Source organism: Caballeronia temeraria, assembly GCF_001544795.2.
Lineage (GTDB): Bacteria > Pseudomonadota > Gammaproteobacteria > Burkholderiales > Burkholderiaceae > Caballeronia > Caballeronia temeraria.
The window spans coordinates 298,107-316,091 of the sequence record NZ_FCOI02000001.1 but is presented as its reverse complement, the minus strand read 5'-3'; the positions used below and the strand labels follow the sequence as shown (position 1 = coordinate 316,091).

The window sequence follows — 17,985 nt, the reverse complement described above, 5'->3', positions numbered from 1 at the left end:
CGCGACCTGAAACGCAAGAGTCTGTCCGCTTTGGACCAACGATGAAATGATTAATATCCGAATGTCGCGTCGAAACCGACAGCCGCAAAAAAGCCCGCACCAGGCGGGCTTCGGGTCGCGACGAAGCGCGGGCCGCGCTTCATCGAATCATCACCCCTCGAAAACCGGCCGCAAATCCGTCACCTTCAACGACGCATCCGGCACGCGGCCCTTTCTCGAGCGCTTGCCCAGATGCAGTTGCAACTGGGACCCACTGAGCTTCTCGTCCTTCACCTTCCCGCCGCGCCCGGTGCCGATCATCACCACGCCGCGCGCGTCGATGGCAAGCGCCTGACGCAGCGTTTCCTTCGGATCGAGGCCCATCAGAATGACGCCGCGACCGCCGCCCGACAGCGTCTTCATCTCGTCCATGCCGAAGACGAGCAGCTTGCCCGCACTCGACAGACACGCGACATAGTTCGCGCCGGGGATGACCGGCATCGGTGCGAGCGGCGCCGCGCCTTCGTCGATCGTCATGAACGCCTTGCCGGCCTTCTGACGGCTCACCATGTCGCCGAGCTTCGCAATAAAACCGAAGCCATTGTTCGATGCCAGCAGCAGCGGCTGCTCCGCGTTCGCCGCAAAGTAATGCAGCAGATGCGTGCCCGATTCGAGCTCGATCAGCGACGTCACCGGCACGCCATCCCCACGGCCGCCCGGCAAGACCGAAACCGGCACCGAATAGACGCGCCCTTTGCTGCCCCACGCGACGAGCGAATCCGGCGTGCGCGCCTGGAACGCCGCGTAGAGCCCGTCACCCTGCTTGAACGTGAAGCCCGCCGGATCGAGACCGTGGCCCTTCAGCGCGCGCACCCAGCCCTTCTGCGACACGACCACCGTCACCGGCTCGTCGACGACACGCGCCTCGAACGTCGCGCGCTTTTCCTGCTGAATGAGCGTGCGGCGATCGTCGCCGTATTGCTTCGCGTCCGCTTCGATCTCCTTGATGAGCACGCGCTTCATCGCGGCGTCGCTGTTGAGCAGTTCTTCGAGCTTGGTCTTTTCGTCGCGCAAGTCGGACAGTTCCTGCTCGATCTTGATCGCTTCGAGCCGCGCCAACTGACGCAAGCGGATTTCGAGGATGTCCTCGGCCTGCCGGTCGGAGAGGTTGAAGCGCGCGATCAGCGCCTGCTTCGGCTCCTCGGACTCGCGGATGATGCGAATGACTTCATCGATATTCAGGAAGACGATCATTCGCCCTTCGAGAATATGGATGCGGTCGTTGACCTTGCCGAGACGATGCTGCGTGCGCCGCGTCACCGTCACGAAACGGAAGCCGATCCACTCGTGCAGAATTTCGACGATGCCCTTCTGACGCGGCCGGCCATCCGAGCCAATCATCACGAGGTTGATCGACGCGTTCGATTCGAGGCTCGTGTACGCAAGCAGCGTGTTGACGAACTCGGTCTGATCGATGCGGCTCGACTTCGGCTCGAACACGAGCCGCACGGGCGCGTCCTTGCCGGACTCGTCGCGCACGGCGTCGAGGAGCGCGAGCATCGACTGCTTGGTCTGCACCTGCTCGGGCGTGAGCGTTTTCTTGCCGAGCTTGATCTTCGGATTGGTGAGTTCCTCGATTTCCTCGAGCACTTTCTGGCTCGACACGCCCGGCGGCAATTCCGTGATGACGACCTGCCATTGCCCGCGCGCAAGCTCTTCGATTTTCCAGCGCGCGCGCACCTTCAGGCTGCCGCGGCCCGTTTCGTAAGCCGTCGAGATTTCCGCCGGCGACGAGATGATCTGCCCGCCGCCCGGGAAATCCGGTCCGGGCAGCTTTTCCATCAGACCGGCGTGGCCGATCTTCGGATCGCGGATCATCGCGACCGCGGCGGTGGCGACTTCGCGCAGATTGTGCGACGGGATTTCCGTCGCGAGACCCACCGCAATACCCGATGCGCCGTTCAGCAGCAGGAACGGCAAGCGCGCGGGCAGAAGCTTCGGCTCTTCGAACGAGCCGTCGTAGTTCGGCATGAAATCGACCGTGCCCTGATCGATTTCATCGAGCAAAAGCCGCGCGATCGGCGTCAGGCGCGCTTCGGTGTAGCGCATGGCCGCGGCGCCGTCGCCATCGCGCGAGCCGAAATTGCCCTGACCGTCGATGAGCGGATAGCGCATCGAAAAGTCCTGCGCGAGACGCACGAGCGCGTCGTACGCCGATTGATCGCCGTGCGGGTGATACTTGCCGAGCACGTCGCCGACCACGCGCGCCGACTTCACTGGCTTCGCGTTGAAGGCGAGGCCCATCTCGCTCATCGCGAAAAGAATGCGGCGCTGCACGGGCTTTTGTCCGTCGCAGACATCGGGCAGCGCGCGGCCCTTCACCACGCTCACCGCGTAGTCGAGATAGGCGCGCTCGGCGTAGTCGCCGAGCGTCAGTTGTTCGCCGTCCGGTGCGGTCTGCTCGGCGAAGAGATCGTCTGTGATTCCCATCGAATATCCGTTGTGCGTTGCTTGAGTCGGGCGATCAGATGTCCGCTTCGACTTCGTTGCCCTTCTCTTCGAGCCAGCTTCGGCGCGATGCCGCTTCGCCCTTGCCCATCAGCATCGTCATGCGCGAGACGGTGAGATCGAAGCCGAGATCGCCGAGCGCGACCGGCAAAAGACGGCGCGTGTCGGGGTTCATCGTCGTGTCCCAGAGCTGCTCCGCGCTCATTTCGCCCAGGCCCTTGAAGCGGCTGATGGTCCATGCGGTTTCGCGCACGCCGTCCTTGCGCAGCTTGTCGAGGATCGCTTCGAGCTCGCCTTCGTCGAGCGCGTACAGCTTCTGCGCGGGTTTCTTGCCGCGCGCGGGAGCATCGACGCGAAACAGCGGCGGACGCGCCACACACACGTGACTGCGCTCGATCAGTTGCGGGAAGTGCTTGAAGAACAGCGTGAGCAGCAAGACCTGAATGTGCGCGCCGTCGACGTCCGCATCGGACAGGATGCAGATCTTGCCGTAGCGCAGATTCGAGAGATCGATCTGATCGTCCGGACCATGCGGATCGACACCGATCGCCACCGCGATGTCATGCACTTCGTTGTTCGCGAAGAGCCGGTCGCGCTCGGTTTCCCACGTGTTCAGCACCTTGCCGCGCAACGGGAGAATCGCCTGAAATTCCTTGTCGCGGCCCATCTTCGCGGAACCGCCGGCCGAATCGCCCTCGACAAGAAAGAGCTCGTTGCGGGCGATATCCGTCGATTCGCAATCGGTGAGCTTGCCCGGCAGGACGGCTACGCCGGAACTCTTCTTCTTCTCGATCTTCTGGCCCGCGCGCGTGCGCGCCTGCGCCTGACGGATCACGAGTTCCGCGAGCTTCTTGCCGTACTCGACGTGCTGATTGAGCCACAACTCCAGCGCCGGCCGCGAGAACGACGACACGAGCTTCACCGCGTCGCGGCTATTGAGACGTTCCTTGATCTGCCCCTGGAACTGCGGGTCGAGCACTTTCGCCGACAGCACGAACGACACGCGCGCGAACACGTCTTCCGCGAGCAGTTTCACGCCCTTCGGCTGCAGATTGTGAATCTCGACGAAATTCTTCACCGCCTGAAAAAGACCGTCGCGCAGGCCGGATTCGTGCGTGCCGCCGGCAGGCGTCGGAATCAGGTTCACGTACGATTCGCGCAGCAGCGAGCCTTCCTCGCTCCATGCGACGACCCACGACGCGCCCTCGCCTTCCGCGAAGGTTTCCTCGGTGTTCTTCGAGCTTTCGGCGTAGCGCTCGCCTTCGAACAACGGAATCAGCAGCTCGCTGCCGCCCATGCCTTCGAGCAGATAGCCGCGCAGGCCGTCTTCGTATTTCCAAGTCTGACGCTCGCCCGTCTTTTCAATGACGAGCACCACTTCGACGCCCGGCAGCAGCACGGCCTTCGAACGCAAGAGACGCTGCAACTCGCCGAGCGGCAGATTCGCGGAGTCGAAGTACTTCGGATTCGGCCATGCCCGCACGCGCGTGCCGCTTTTCTTCGCGCCGCGTTCGCCTGCGCGCGTCGTCAGTTCCTCGATGACATCGCCATTCGAAAATGCGAGCTGCGCGATCTTGTTGTCACGCCAGACGGTCACTTCGAGACGCGTCGCGAGCGCGTTCGTCACCGACACGCCGACACCGTGCAGACCGCCCGAGAACGTATAGGCGCCGCCCGCGGCTTTGTCGAACTTGCCGCCCGCGTGCAGCCGCGTGAACACGATCTCGACGACCGGCACGCCTTCTTCGGGATGCAGACCGAACGGAATGCCACGGCCGTCGTCCTCGACGGACACGGAGTTGTCGTTATGCAGCGTGACCGTGATCTGCTTGCCGAAGCCGCCGAGCGCCTCGTCGGAAGCGTTGTCGATCACTTCCTGAATGATGTGCAGCGGATTCTCGGTCCGCGTGTACATGCCGGGCCGCTGCTTGACCGGCTCCAGGCCCTTGAGCACCTTGATCGATGCTTCGCTGTAGCCGGCTGCCTTGGCATTCATGACAGACCGCTTGCCTCGCCCGTCTGTCGCCATTGCGCTGGATTTTTTCGTGGACATAGTTGAACGTTGATCCGGCTCTCGGGCGCGCTATGTCGGGGACATGCCACGACGTGACGCCCGATCTGCCGGCAAATGCTTGATGTTGTGCCTGGCCGGATGCCTTGAAAACGAAGCGGAAAACCGCCCGCCGATTCGAGCCGCGCTAGGAGAATAGCGGTTTTCGCTCGCCGCGCCCACCTCGGCGCGATAAAACGCGCGTCCTGCGCGTTCACGCGTTCGACGCATCCGCGGCCCTTCAAAGCGCCTACTTGCGCTTCGCTTCGAGCTCTTCCCAGCGCTCGAGCGCGACGAGCAGTTCCTCTTCGATCGCCGCGTGGCGCTCGGAAAGACGCGCGCCTACCTTCGCGTCCTTCGCGAAGATGGAGCCGTCTTCGAGCTGCGCGCCGATCGTCTTCTGCTCTTCCTCCAGCTCCGCGATGCGCCCCGGCAGCGCTTCCAGTTCGCGCTGCTCCTTGAACGACAGCTTCACCGTGCGCTGCGCATTGCGGCCTGCGGCGCTTTCCTTCGGCGCGTCGTCTTTCGGCGCTTCCTTCGCACTTTGCCGCGCCGCGTCTTCCGCGATGCGCTCCGAACGTTCGCGCTGAATCTGCCAGTCGGAGAAACCGCCGACATACTCGCGCCACTTGCCGCCGCCCTCCGCCGCGAACACCGAAGTCACGACGTTATCGAGAAACGCGCGGTCGTGGCTCACGAGCAACACGGTGCCGTCGTAGTCCGACAGCAGTTCTTCGAGCAGTTCGAGCGTCGGAATGTCGAGATCGTTGGTTGGTTCGTCGAGCACGAGCACGTTCGCGGGCCGCGCGAAGAGACGCGCGAGCAGCAGCCGATTGCGCTCGCCGCCGGACAGCGACTGCACCGGCGAGCGCGCGCGCTCGGGCGCGAACAGGAAGTCGCCGAGGTAGCTCATGACGTGCTTCTTCACGCCGTTGACCTCGACCCATTCGCTGCCGGGACTGATGGTGTCGGCGAGCGATTTGTCGAGATCGAGCTGCGCGCGCATCTGATCGAAATACGCGACCTGAATGTTGGTGCCGATGCGCACGCGCCCGTCATCGGGCTGAAGCTCGCCGAGAATCAGCTTGAGCAGCGTGGTCTTGCCCGCGCCGTTCGGCCCGACGAGACCGATCTTGTCGCCGCGCATGACCGTTGCCGTGAAGCGGTCGACGATCGTGCGCGCGCCGTAGCGCTTGGTCACATCGGTCAGTTCGGCGACGATCTTGCCGGATTTCTCGCCCTGCCCGACATCGAGCCGGACATTGCCCTGCACGTTGCGGCGCTCGGCGCGCTCGTTGCGCATTTCGACAAGCCGCGCAATGCGCCCGACGCTGCGCGTGCGCCGCGCCTCGACGCCCTTGCGAATCCACACTTCTTCTTGCGCGAGCAGCTTGTCGAACTTCGCCTGCTCGATCTGTTCGACTTCGAGCTGCTGCGCCTTGCGCGTCTGATACGCGCTGAAATTGCCCGGATAGGACAAGAGCCGCCCGCGATCCAGCTCGACGATACGCGTCGCCACGCGATCCAGAAACGCGCGATCGTGCGTAATGAACAGCAATCCCGTGCGCAACGTGACGAGCAGCTCTTCCAGCCAGCGGATGCCGTCGAAGTCGAGATGGTTGGTCGGCTCGTCGAGCAGCAGCACGTCCGGTTGCACGACGAGCGCGCGCGCCAGCGCCACGCGCTTTTTCATGCCGCCGGACAGATCGCCCGCGCGGGCATCGCCGTCGAGGCCGATCTGCGCAAGCGTCGTCGCGACGCGCGTGCGCCAGTTCCATGCGTCGCGCGTGTCGAGCGCCGATTGCAGCGCGTTCATGCGCGCGAGCAGTTCGTCGTGCTTCGCGCCTTCGGGTGTATCGGCGAGTGCGTGCGCGACGGCGTCGTATTCGTCGAGCAATGCGCGCGCGTCGGTGAGGCCGGAGGCGACGACATCGAACACGCTGGCGTCGATATCGAACTCGGGTTCCTGCGGCACGTAGACGGTCGTGAGCTCGCTTTGACGCGTGACGAGGCCGTCATCGGGCGCGGCGAGCCCCGCGACGATCTTGAGGAGCGACGACTTGCCGGCGCCGTTGCGGCCGATCAGTCCGACACGCTCGCCCGCTTCGAGCGAGAAGTCGGCGTGGTCGAGCAATGCGACGTGGCCGAACGCGAGCTGCGCGTCCGAAATGGAATAAAGCGACATGGGAAAACCGGATGAATGGCGAAGAATCGGCGACGAACCCGACAACCGATGGAAGCGGCCATTGTACCGGGCGCGGCGCGCGCCGCTCTATCGTCCGGATGGGATAGGCCGAACGGCATGGCGGCACGCGGGCCGCCACGCGCGAGATCGTTTATTGCTTGACGTGCACCTTGATCGTCTGGCTCATCTCCGGCCCGTATGAACGGTGCGCGCCGTCGCCGAACTGCATCGTCAGCGTGTGATCGCCGGGCGGCAGCTTCACGTCGGCTTCGGTCTGGCCCTTACCGAAATGCAGCGACGTATCATTGGCCGGAATCACGGTGCCCTTCGGCAGCGGCTTGCCATCGATCAGCAGATGATGATGGCCGGTGCCGTCGGTCATCGTGCCCGCCGGCGCGATGGACATGCCGTCGACGCCGAATTTCACGTGCACGGGACTCGTCACGGTCGCGCCGTCCTTCGGCTCGACGAAATAGACGCGCGCCTGCGCGTGCGCCGCACCGGCGTACTGCGTGAGCAGGATCGCGCCCGTCAGCATCGCACCCAAGAGCTTTTTGTTCATCGTTTTCTCCAAGTTGTGAAACCGGTCGATGGCGCGCAGCGGCGCCCAAGACCCGAAAAGCATACACCGGGCTTTCTAAGGCTCGTATCGGGACCATCCTGCGGACGGCGATCGGGGAACGATCACGCCGATTCCTGTAAGATGCCGGGTCGCCGCGCCGCGCATCGTCTTCGAGCGCACGCCGTCCGTTTATTTCTTTCGAATCAAGAGTCTGTCGTGAGCGAAGTCATCGAATACAAAAGCTGGGTCTGCCTGATTTGCGGCTGGATCTACAACGAGGAAGAGGGTCTGCCGGACGAAGGCATTCCGGCCGGCACCCGTTTCGAGGACATCTCCGCCGACTGGCGCTGCCCGCTGTGCGACGTGGGCAAGGCCGATTTCGTCGTCGTCGAGTTCTGATGCGTGCCGCCGCGCCCGTGGGCGGCGACGTCGCTTCTTTTCAGCGCGCCACCGCGATCAACTCGCGGCTCGTTTCATCGACCGGCGCGCGGGTCCAGTCTCCGTACCAGTCGATCTGCGCAAAGCCCGCTTCGGCGAGCAGGCGCGCAAGTTCGTCGCGCGTGCGAAAGCGCAGTTCGCTCGCGGCGGAGAGCGTCTCCTCCTCCGGCATTTCCGGCGTCGGCGCGAAGCGGTAATACGTCGTGAACGCCGCGCGCCCGGTCGCGAGCGGATCGGGTTCGGCGTGCCGCTCGTGCCACACTTCGACCGTTCGTCCATCCGGCGCTTTTACGCATTTCGATGAACGCTCGCGCGTCCAGTTCTCCCACGCGCGCGCCGCCGGATTGCGGCTGTCGAACGCGAGCGTGCCGCCCGGCCGGATCGCCCGGCGCGCGGCTTTGAGCGTCGCGAGGAACGCGGCATCGTCGAGGAAAATTTGCGCGACGTGGCCCGTCATCACGAGCAGATCGGCGGCGCCGACGAACGGCAGCGCGCCCGTATCGCCTTCGATCCACGTCACTTCGTCGCCTTCGGCACGCGCGCGCGCCACACGCAACATCTGAGGCGACGGATCGATGCCCGTCACGCAATGCCCGCGCTTCGCCAGCTCGGCGGCCAGCAGTCCCGTGCCGCAACCCAGATCGACGACATGCCCCGCCGATTCCGCCAGCGCGAGATAAAACGCCGTGTCGGGCGCGAAGGGATTGAGGACGTCGTACAGCGCGACCAGGCGCGGATCGTCGTAGAGCATCAGCGGGCCTCGTAGGCGAGCGCGTCGCGCATCGGCTGGCTGCCGATCATGATCGCGCCGGTGAAAGGTGTATCGAGATCGAGGATCACGAGCACCGCCGACGCGATCGACAGCGCGCCGAGCGTGATCGTCACGAGCGAAAGCGCGTTACGCGGCGCGATCAGCCCGAAACACAGAAAGATGATGAGCAGCCAGCCGACGAGAATCCGGTCGAACGGATAGGAAATCGATCCGTGCGCCTCTTCGACCAGCTTCCAGCGCAGCGCGATCAGCTGCTCGAAACGCGTGGCGGCTTCGGCGGCGAGCTGGCGATGATAATCATCGCGCGGATGGAGCATGCGCACTTCGCGCTGCGCCTGACTCAGGATCGCGCCGAGCGTGTCGCTCGCGAGGCTGTCGGTCTTCGACGGCGGGTCGACCTTCGGATAGTCGCCGGGCGGGCGCGGCTCGTTCGGCCAGGTGCTCGCCACGGCCGCCGCCGTGTACGTGCGCAGCAGTTCGCGGGCGTGATCGAGGTCGGCGCCGTAGTCGCGCATCGTCCGGTCCAGCTCGATGATCGAGGCCGCGTAGCTGCGCATGTCGCCGTTGGTCGTGTCGAAAACCGTTTTCGCCGATGCGGTCAGCAAGCCAAGCACGAGCGCCGCGAAGGTTACCAGCATGCCGACGAGCAACTGGACGAGCTGCACCGTTTCCTGTGCCTTGTGTTCTTCGGGCAGGAGCGGCCGCACGATCGCGCCGATGACCGTGCTGGCCAGAAGGAGGATGAAGACGAGCACCGCGGACTGGATTTCCGTCATGAGCGCGCGAGCCGTGATGGCGTAACCGGAGTGGACGCATTATCGACGGGAAAGTGCGCGCGGTCCAACGGGACCGGGTGCTGCGGAAGGCGAGAGGTGGTCGGTGGTCCCCCCGGCAGGAATCGAACCTGCATCTAGCGCTTAGGAGGCACTCGTTCTATCCATTGAACTACGGGGAGCGGACCGTGCGTGACCGACTGCGTCGGCCGAGCGAGCGCAGAGTATAGCAAACGCGATCGGCGGGATCGCCATCGGCGTGAAGAATTTCGGACGCTGCGCCGGGCGTCGAAAAAAATCATCGGAATCGAGGGTTTTCACCTATCAAGTTTCGATGAAGCGCGCCGCCATCGGAATAATGGACCCATTCTCCGATATCAAGCCGCAGGGCGCGTTTTCGGCGTTGCTGGCTGACCAGGACCTGACGCACCTCGAACGGGTGCTGCGCCGTTCATTGTCGGGCGATCTCGGCGGCCCGCTGCTGCCGCCTTCGTACTGGCGCGAGCGGCTCGCAGCGATCACGCGCCGGTCACATCTTTCTCATACGCAGATTCAGACCGTGCATCGGCTGTTTCTGCATATCGACGCATTCGAAGCCGCCGCCCGCTCGCGCGAAGATGAACTCAGACGCGAACGCGCGCTCGCGGCCGGCAACGGAAAAGCCGAAAGCGCCTGAGCGTCATCTCGCCGCCTGACGCGCGCGCTGTTGCGCATGCGCCGCGAGCCGCACCGCCGCGTTTGCCGCGCCGTAACCGTCGTAGCCGCCACGCCGCTCGATCACTTCGAGGAAGAAGCGCTGATCGAGCTGCTCCGTGTACGCATGGAAGAACTCGCCGCCGCGCTCGTCGCGGTCGTAAAGGATGTTGTGCTCGCGCATCGGGTCGATCTGGTCATCGGGCAGGCCGAAGCGCGCGACGAGATCATCGTAGTAATTGCCCGGAATGCGCAGGAATTTGACGCCATCGGCTTCGAGGCGCGGAATCGCATCGAAGATATCGGGCGTGCTGAACGCGACGTGATTCAGACCCGAACCGCGATACGTCGAGAGCGATTCCGACACCGCCGTATAGCGATCCATCGATGCATTCAGCGCGATGCGCACCGAGCCGTCGCGGCTCCTCACCGCGCGGCTGCGCACGAGGCCGTACGGATCGGGCACGAGCACCGCGGCCTCAGTCTCGAAGCCGAACGCGCTGCGGAAGAACAGCACCCAGGTATCGAGCGCGTCGGCGGGCAGCGACAGGCACACGTGATCGATGCGCGAAAGCGGGCCCACTTCGTACGGTCCGTCGATGTCCGTCAGGATGAAGTCCGATTCCCACAGCGTCGGGCCGCCTTTCGCTTCATCGACGAAATAATCGAGGCTGCCGTCGGGCGACTGCACGCCCGGCACCACGCGCTCGTTCGGGCCGACACGCCCCGAAAACGGCTGCGAGCCATACGCGGCGGCGCGCTCGAACGCCTGCTTCGCGTCATCGACGTGAAACGCCGATGCGCACAAAGACAAGCCATGCTTCTGGAAGAACGCGCTCGCGAACGAATCGGCTTCCGCGTTGAGCACGATCGAGCCCGCGCCATGCCGATACAGCGCGACATCCTTCGAGCGATGCTTGCCCGCGAGCCTGAAGCCGAGCCGGCCGAGCCATTGCGACAGATGTTCGCGCGTCGAATCGTCGACGGCGAATTCAAGAAACTGAAAGCCGATGTGCTCGGGCGGTGCGGGCGGATTGAACAGCTCCGGCGGCACGTCCTTGCCTTCGGACACCAGCAGCTCGCGCGTCTGTTCTTCGAGGAAGCGCAGCGAGCGATGACCGTCGGCCGCCGTGATCGCGGTCGGCGCGGCGCGAAAACCGTCGTTGAAGATTTCGAGCGACAGCGGGCCCTTGTAGCCGGCTTCGAGCACGCGCGCGGTGAAGCCCGCGACATCGAACGCGCCCTGCCCCGGAAAGCAGCGATAGTGGCGGCTCCATTCGAGCACGTCCATCGCGAGCACGGGCGCATCCGCGATCTGCACGAACGCGATGCGATCCCCCGGAATCGACGCGATCTCGTCGACCGAATCGCGGATCGACAGCGTGTGGAACGTATCGAGCGCGAGGCCGAGGCTCGGATGATTCACGGCATCGACGAGCTTCCACGCGTGCTTGTACGAGTTGATGTAGCGACCCCACGCGAGCGCCTCGTACGCGACGATCACGCCCGCTTCCCCCGCGATGTTCGCGAGCACGCCGAGCTGATCGGTGATGAGCGCGTCGTCGCGGATCGTGTCCGGCGACACGTTGCTGCACACGAGAATGCGGTCCGTGCCCAGTTCGTGCATCAGCTCGAACTTGCGTTTCGCGCGCTCGACGTTGCGCGCAAGCCGCTCGGGGCTCACGCCGTCGAAGTCGCGGAACGGCTGGAACAGGTAGATCTCGAGGCCGAGATCGGCGCACATGCGGCGCACGTCGGCGGGCGTGCCGTCGAAATACAGCAGATCGTTCTCGAAGATCTCGACGCCGTCGAAACCGGCCGCCTTGATGGCGTGCAGCTTCTCGGGAAGCGTGCCGCTGATGGATACCGTCGCGATGGAAGTCCGGATTGAACGCAGCATCGCTGCCTCCTCGTTGCAATTCAGTGAATGCGGGATGGATCGGGCGGTGGCTTCCAGTGTAGGTCGTCCGCATGACGGACGCGCGCAATCCACGTCATTCTGCGAGATAATAACAAACTAACTAGACCGTACAAATCGGTGAAAACACGAACCGACAAGCCTCGCGCGTGCGTTCACACTGCGGCGTATTCAATCTCGCACTGCAGCATGCAGTGCTCATCCATGCCGGAGCGCTCGCATGACCCACAAGACTTCGTATCTCATCGGCCTGATCGGATCGGGCATCGGCGGCTCGCTCACGCCCGCCATGCACGAAAAGGAAGGCAGCAACCTCGGGCTCAATTACGTGTACCGGCGCATCGATCTGCAGGCGCTGCAACTGGACCCGTCCGCCCTGCCCGATCTGCTCGCCGCCGCCGAGCGCATGGGTTACGACGGCCTGAACATCACGTATCCGTGCAAGCAAAGCGTGATCCCGTTGCTCGATGAACTCGATCCCGACGCGCGCGCGCTCGGCGCCGTCAACACGGTGGTGCTCAAGGACGGCAAGCGCATCGGCTACAACACGGACTGGTCGGGCTTCGCGCGCGCGTTCCAGCGCGGTCTGCCCGGCGCGCCGCTCGAACGCGTCGTGCAGCTCGGCGCGGGCGGCGCGGGCGCGGCCGTCGCGCATGCGGCGCTCACGATGGGCGCGCGCGAACTCACGCTCTTCGATTCCGACGAAGCTCGCGCGGCCTCGCTCGCCGCCGAGCTGGCGGCGCGCTTTCCGGATCGCGTCGTGAAAAGCGGCGGCGATCTGCGCGAAACGCTGGCGGCGGCGAGCGGCCTCATTCACGCGACGCCGACCGGCATGGCGAAGCTGCCCGGCCTGCCGCTGCCGGCGGACTATCTGCACAAGGAATTGTGGGTCGCGGAAATTGTGTATTTCCCGCTCGAAACGGAATTGCTGAAGGCCGCGAAGGCGCTCGGCTGCCGCACCGTGAGCGGCGGCGGCATGGCCGTGTGCCAGGCGGTCGATGCGCTGCGCATCTTCACGGGCCTGGAACCGGATGCGGAGCGCATGTTCGCGCACTTCCAGAGCTTGCTCGAACGTTGATGCATCGGCGGCAACGAAAAACGGCGACCTCGTGAGAGCGTCGCCGTTTTGCTATTTGCGCGATGAAATCAGCCGTCGCGCCGCATGAAGCGCAGCACGGCATCGACGATCATCTCGCGATGACGCGCCCGCGAGCGCGTGCCCGACGGATCGCGCCCGAACGCCGCGCCCCACGTATGACGGTTCGCGATGCGATGAAAGCAGAACGAGCTGATCATCAGATGCAAGTCGATCGGGTCGATGTCGTCGCGAAACTTGCCCGCCGCGACGCCGCGCGCGATGAGATCCTCGATGGTCTTCACGACCGTCGAATTGCGCGCCTTGAAGGTCTTCGATTGTTCGATGTACTTCGCGCTGTGAATGTTTTCGATCGTCACGAGCCGCACGAAATCGCGATGCTTGTCGTGATAGTCGAACGTGAAGCCGACGAATTCGCGCAGCGCTGCCTCCGGCTCCATTTCCGCGAGCTGCAATTCCTGTTCGAGCGCGCGGATATCGCCATAGACCTGCTCCAATACCGCTTCGTACAGCCCTTCCTTGCTGCCGAAGTAGTAATACAGCATGCGCTTCGTGGTGTTGGTGCGCTCCGCGATGGCGTCGACGCGCGCGCCCGCGAGGCCCATCGCCGAGAACTCCTGCGTGGCGATGTCGAGAATGTTCCGCTTGGTCTCCTCAGGATCGTACTTGCGCCGCCCTTGCTCCGTGGTCGACGAGGGCGCAGCACTAGCGGCCTTGCTTCCTTTTTTCATTTTTGTATCTGAGAACGGCGTTGAAAATCGATTCTAGCACGCACTATTGGCGCATCCTCGCCATAACAGACGTCCGGCGCAGAGGGCTTCACCTATAATTTTTTCACCCCACCGACAAAGCGAAAATCACATGCGCATCGAGCATTCGACCGTCCTCGTTTCTTCCATTCTCGCCGCATGGTGCCTCTGCGCGTCGGCGCAAACCGCAATGCCGCCCGGGCATCCATCGTCGAAAGAGCTGATGGCCGCCGAAGGCGTGATGACGAGCGCGAACATCGCGCGCGGCGCGGCAGATGTCTGTCATCTCGATGCCGCGAAGGTCGCGCGTTTCAAGGACGTCGTGCGCACGAGCTATCCCGACGCACCCGATTTCGACGGCGAATGGAAGCTCGGTCTCGCGCAGGCGCAGCCGGCCGTCGATCGCTTCGACAAGCTGAAAACGAGCAATCCCGCCGAGTATCAGAAGCAGGTCGGCGAGGCGTGTCCGGCGCTCAGGCGCGGCATCGACGAAGTCACGCAGCCGCAGCAGTAATCACGCGCCGTCGCCGTCGTAGTGCGCGCGCTTTTCGGCGTACATGGCGGCGTCGGCGCGTTGCAGCATCGGTTCGAGCCGTTCGCCTTCGTGCGCGGTGGCCGCGCCCATCGAGAAGGAAAGCGGATTGCCCGAATAGAACTGGTTGTTCACTTCGAGCAACTGGCGAATGCTTTCGATCACCGTCTCGCCGCCGCGTTCGTCGGTGCCGGGCAACAGCACCATGAATTCGTCCCCGCCGATGCGCGCCGCCTGAAACGGCTTCTCCACCGCCTTGCCGAGCACTTCGCCCGCGCGCCGCAGCAGCGCATCGCCGGCGGCGTGGCCCAGTTGATCGTTGATGGCCTTGAGCCCGTTCACGTCGACGGCGATCGCGGTCACCGGGAACGGGCCTTTGCGTTCGAGCCGGTTGATTTCATCGATATAAAACGAGCGGTTCTTCAGCTTCGTGAGGACGTCGTGCTTGCCGAGGAATTCCAGATACGCCTCGGCCTTCTTGCGCGCGGTGATATCGGTGAGCGCGACGAGCACGAGATCCCAGCGCGCCTCATGCCCCGGAAACACCGAGAACTGCATATGCATGTGCACTTCGTTGCCGTCGAGCGAATAGTTGAGCACCTCGCGCTGATGAAAGAGCTTGCCGTCCCACAGTTCGATGAGCTGTTCCTGGAAGTGCTGCTGCATGTCGTCGCGGAATACGTCGGGCAGGCGCGCGAGCAGCGTCGGCTTGTCGGGCGCGGCGAACATGCGCAGCGTGTGCTGATTCACGTCGAGGACGTGAATCTCCTGCATGCAGCGCTCGACGAACTCCGGATGCACATTGGTAAACGTGCGAAAGTCGACGATGCCGCGTTCGCGCACGTCGTCGAGCAGCGCCTTCACCGAACTGAAATCCTCGACCCACAGCGACACCGGCGAATGCTCGAAAAGCCCGCGCGCATAGAGCTCGCTCGCGGCGGCGGTGCGGCGCATCGCTTCGAGTTCGGTGATGTCCTCGATCGTGACGAGCACGCGGCTCCACGTGTCCTCGTGTCCCGGCAGGATCACCGCCTTGAGCAGCACGTCGAGACGCTTGCCGTCGAGCGTGTAGTTGACCGTCTGACTCACGAAACGCGACTTGCCGGACCACAACTGTTCGAGTTCGTCGACGTGCGTGGTGAGCATGTCGTCGCGAAACACACGATCGAGGTTCTGCACGAGATGATCGACGTCCCTCGCCTGAAACAGCGACAGCGTGCGCCGGTTGACCTTCACGACCCGGATGCGCGACGAACACTCGGCAATGCGCTGTGGATTCTCCGCGAGAAACGCGCGCAGATCGCCGACGCCCGCCGCGCGCCAGCGCTCGAACTGTTCGCGCACGGCGCTGAAATCTTCGAGCCAGAGCGAGACGGGCGCGAGCTCGAACATGTCGGCGTCGTCCTCCGGCACGCTCGCCGGCATGAATTGACCGGCAGCGCGGCGCGGATCGTTTGGCATGATCATCCTTTCGGCTCGCGCCGGCTCAGATTGGGTCCCCTGAATTCATCTCATTATTGTAGCGCGCGTCCTATTTCGAGGGCCGAATCGCGGTCCGCCAGCGTTCTGGCCGGCGGCATTTGCGCGCATGCGGGATATCGGGGGCGGATGCTACACTCGACGGGCTCCACTCGTTGCCCGGGCATGTTTGCTGCACCGGCTCACGTGAGGCGCGCGGCGCACGCCTGACCGATGCGCCGTGCCGCATTTATCCACATCGCTATAAGAAGGAGGCACGACGCTCATGGCTGATTTCCGCATCTGGTCCGACGAATTTCCCGCGAACGGCTTCATGACGCACGCGCAGGAATTCGACCAGCAGGCCTTCGGCGGCTCGGGCGAGAATGTCTCGCCGGCGCTGCAATGGGAAGATCCGCCCGCCGATACGCGCAGTCTCGCGCTCACCGTCTACGATCCCGACGCGCCCACCGGCAGCGGCTTCTGGCACTGGATCGTCGTCAACATTCCGCCCGACGTGCGCGCGCTGCCGCGCAACGCCGGCAAGGCCGATGGCAGTCTGCTGCCGCAAGGCGCGCTGCAGTTGCGCAACGACTACGGCACGGTCGGCTTCGGCGGCGCGGCGCCGCCGCGTGGCGACAAGCCGCATCGCTATATCTTCCGCATCCACGCGCTGTCGGCGGAAAGCCTGCCGCTCGACGGCAACGTGACCAACGCCGTCGCCCGCTTCATGACGCATCTCAACGAGATCGATTCGGCGACTTACACCGGCCTCTACGAGTTGAAGTAAGCACACGGACGAAGGCGCAGCCCGCGCGGCGGCGTCTTCGTCCAAGCCATTTGAAAACGGCGCGCCGTGCCATGCGCCGCCCGCCACTTCCCGCCTATCGATGGACTCCGATAAAGGTCTGCCGCTCCCCCAGCGATACTGGGCCATTGCCGTCGTCGCGCTCGGCATCACGCTCGCGGTGCTCGACGGCGCCATCGCCAACGTCGCGCTGCCGACCATCGCGCGCACTCTGAATGCATCGCCCGCTGACTCCATCTGGGTCGTCAACGCATATCAGCTCGCGATCACCATTTCGCTGTTGCCGCTCGCCTCGCTCGGCGACCGCATCGGCTACCGCCGCGTGTACATGACGGGGCTTGCGCTCTTCACGGTGTCGTCACTGGCGTGCGCGCTGTCGGGCTCGCTCGCCGCGCTCACCATCGCGCGCGTCGTCCAGGGCTTCGGCGCGGCGGGCATCATGAGCGTGAACACGGCGCTCGTGCGCATCATCTATCCGCACGATCAACTCGGACGCGGCGTGTCCATCAACGCGACCGTCGTCGCGCTTTCGTCGGTGATCGGGCCGACGGTCGCCTCCGGCGTGCTGTCCATCGCGACGTGGCCGTGGCTCTTCGCGATCAACGTGCCGATCGGCGTCGCGGCGTTCGCGATCGGCTGGAAGTCGATGCCGCGCACGCCAGGGCATCGACAGCCGTACGACTACATCGGCGCGATCATGAACGCGCTCTTTTTCGGCCTCGCGATCGTCGCGGTCGATGGCATCGGGCACGGCGAGCATCGGCCGTATCTCGTCGGCGAAATCATCGCGACGGTGGTCATCGGCTATGTCTTCGTGAAGCGGCAACTCACGCAAACCGCGCCGCTTTTGCCCGTCGATCTGCTGCGCATTCCGGTCTTCGCGTTGTCGGTCGGCGCATCGGTGTGTTCGTTCTGCGCGCAGATGCTCGCCTTCGTTTCGCTGCCGTTTCTGCTGCAGAACAATTTCGGCATGAGCCAGGTCGAGACCGGCTTTCTGATGACGCCGTGGCCGCTCGTGATCGTGTTCGTCGCGCCGCTCGCGGGCGTGCTCGCCGACCGCTATCCGGCCGGGCTGCTCGGCGGCATCGGTCTCGCGATACTGACCGTCGGGCTCGTGCTGCTCGCGAGCGTCGGCGCGCATCCGGCGGCCGTCGATATCGCCTGGCGCATGGCCGTGTGCGGGCTCGGCTTCGGGCTGTTTCAATCGCCGAACAATCGTCAGATGCTCGCTTCCGCGCCGCGTCATCGCAGCGGCGGCGCGAGCGGCATGCTCGGCACCGCGCGCCTCACCGGGCAGACGCTGGGCGCGGCGCTCGTCGCGCTGATCTTCGGCGTGGCGCCGAAGGAAGGCCCGGTGATCGCGATCGACGTCGGGGCGGTATTCGCGGCGGCCGCTGCCGTCGTCAGCCTTCTGCGCCTCACCGGCAAGCGCAGCGTCGAGCCTGCGTGATACGCGCTACGCCC

At 64.5% G+C, this 17,985-nt stretch carries 15 protein-coding genes and 1 tRNA gene; 6 read left to right on the top strand and 10 right to left on the bottom strand.

Annotated elements, in window-relative coordinates; genetic code table 11:
• Positions 1-150: 150 nt before the first annotated feature.
• The 4 genes from parC to AWB76_RS01495 all read right to left on the bottom strand — a co-directional run bounded on the left by parC (position 151) and on the right by AWB76_RS01495 (position 7,284).
• On the bottom strand, positions 151-2,469 hold the full coding sequence (gene parC / locus AWB76_RS01510) for a DNA topoisomerase IV subunit A (protein ID WP_061158345.1): 2,319 nt from the start codon (positions 2,467-2,469) through the stop codon (positions 151-153).
• Positions 2,470-2,503: 34 nt separating this feature from the next.
• The gene (locus AWB76_RS01505) at positions 2,504-4,483 is read right to left on the bottom strand and encodes a DNA topoisomerase IV subunit B (RefSeq protein ID WP_061158344.1); all 1,980 of its coding nucleotides are present in this window, start codon (positions 4,481-4,483) and stop codon (positions 2,504-2,506) included.
• A 304-nt stretch (positions 4,484-4,787) separates the two neighbouring features.
• Entirely contained in the window at positions 4,788-6,722 is a 1,935-nt protein-coding gene (locus tag AWB76_RS01500; RefSeq protein ID WP_061158343.1) for an ATP-binding cassette domain-containing protein, read from the bottom strand.
• A 151-nt stretch (positions 6,723-6,873) separates the two neighbouring features.
• On the bottom strand, positions 6,874-7,284 hold the full coding sequence (locus AWB76_RS01495) for a DUF4399 domain-containing protein (RefSeq protein WP_061158342.1): 411 nt from the start codon (positions 7,282-7,284) through the stop codon (positions 6,874-6,876).
• 216 nt (positions 7,285-7,500) lie between these two features.
• On the opposite strand from AWB76_RS01495, the gene AWB76_RS01490 reads away from it, so the two are divergent.
• Positions 7,501-7,683, top strand: coding sequence for a rubredoxin (locus tag AWB76_RS01490; RefSeq protein ID WP_061158544.1), 183 nt, complete (start codon positions 7,501-7,503; stop codon positions 7,681-7,683).
• A 40-nt stretch (positions 7,684-7,723) separates the two neighbouring features.
• Here AWB76_RS01490 and AWB76_RS01485 read toward each other — a convergent pair whose 3' ends face one another.
• The 3 genes from AWB76_RS01485 to AWB76_RS01475 form a co-directional block, all read right to left on the bottom strand.
• Positions 7,724-8,473 carry a class I SAM-dependent methyltransferase gene (locus tag AWB76_RS01485; protein WP_061158341.1) on the bottom strand — a complete coding sequence of 250 codons (750 nt, stop codon included), beginning with the start codon at positions 8,471-8,473 and terminating at the stop codon, positions 7,724-7,726.
• The gene (locus tag AWB76_RS01480; RefSeq protein ID WP_061158340.1) at positions 8,473-9,270 is read right to left on the bottom strand and encodes a bestrophin-like domain; all 798 of its coding nucleotides are present in this window, start codon (positions 9,268-9,270) and stop codon (positions 8,473-8,475) included. Before AWB76_RS01480 ends, AWB76_RS01485 begins: the two co-directional genes overlap by 1 nt.
• A 104-nt stretch (positions 9,271-9,374) precedes the next feature.
• Positions 9,375-9,449: transfer RNA gene (locus tag AWB76_RS01475), tRNA-Arg, on the bottom strand.
• Positions 9,450-9,625: 176 nt separating this feature from the next.
• Here AWB76_RS01475 and AWB76_RS01470 point away from each other — a divergent pair.
• Positions 9,626-9,943 (top strand): hypothetical protein, encoded by a 318-nt coding sequence (locus AWB76_RS01470; protein ID WP_061158339.1) that lies wholly within the window; start codon positions 9,626-9,628, stop codon positions 9,941-9,943.
• 3 nt (positions 9,944-9,946) lie between these two features.
• On the opposite strand, the gene AWB76_RS01465 is transcribed toward AWB76_RS01470, so the two are convergent.
• Positions 9,947-11,848: a bifunctional sugar phosphate isomerase/epimerase/4-hydroxyphenylpyruvate dioxygenase family protein gene (locus AWB76_RS01465; protein ID WP_061158543.1), complete on the bottom strand. Its 1,902-nt coding sequence runs from the start codon at positions 11,846-11,848 to the stop codon at positions 9,947-9,949.
• A gap of 250 nt (positions 11,849-12,098) precedes the next feature.
• Here AWB76_RS01465 and AWB76_RS01460 point away from each other — a divergent pair, with 250 nt between their 5' ends.
• Positions 12,099-12,956, top strand: a complete 858-nt coding sequence (locus tag AWB76_RS01460) for a shikimate dehydrogenase (RefSeq protein WP_061158338.1) — start codon at positions 12,099-12,101, stop codon at positions 12,954-12,956.
• Positions 12,957-13,024: 68 nt separating this feature from the next.
• On the opposite strand, the gene AWB76_RS01455 is transcribed toward AWB76_RS01460, so the two are convergent.
• Positions 13,025-13,705: a TetR/AcrR family transcriptional regulator gene (locus AWB76_RS01455; protein WP_061158337.1), complete on the bottom strand. Its 681-nt coding sequence runs from the start codon at positions 13,703-13,705 to the stop codon at positions 13,025-13,027.
• 130 nt (positions 13,706-13,835) lie between these two features.
• Here AWB76_RS01455 and AWB76_RS01450 point away from each other — a divergent pair, with 130 nt between their 5' ends.
• Complete coding sequence (locus AWB76_RS01450; RefSeq protein ID WP_244173191.1) at positions 13,836-14,237, top strand: hypothetical protein; 402 nt, start codon at positions 13,836-13,838, stop codon at positions 14,235-14,237.
• On the opposite strand, the gene AWB76_RS01445 is transcribed toward AWB76_RS01450, so the two are convergent.
• Entirely contained in the window at positions 14,238-15,716 is a 1,479-nt protein-coding gene (locus tag AWB76_RS01445) for a sensor domain-containing diguanylate cyclase (RefSeq protein WP_082864341.1), read from the bottom strand.
• A gap of 283 nt (positions 15,717-15,999) precedes the next feature.
• Between AWB76_RS01445 and AWB76_RS01440 the strand changes: the two genes are divergently transcribed.
• Complete coding sequence (locus AWB76_RS01440; protein ID WP_061158336.1) at positions 16,000-16,503, top strand: YbhB/YbcL family Raf kinase inhibitor-like protein; 504 nt, start codon at positions 16,000-16,002, stop codon at positions 16,501-16,503.
• Positions 16,504-16,603: 100 nt separating this feature from the next.
• Complete coding sequence (locus AWB76_RS01435; RefSeq protein WP_061158335.1) at positions 16,604-17,971, top strand: MFS transporter; 1,368 nt, start codon at positions 16,604-16,606, stop codon at positions 17,969-17,971.
• The last annotated feature ends 14 nt before the right edge of the window (positions 17,972-17,985 follow it).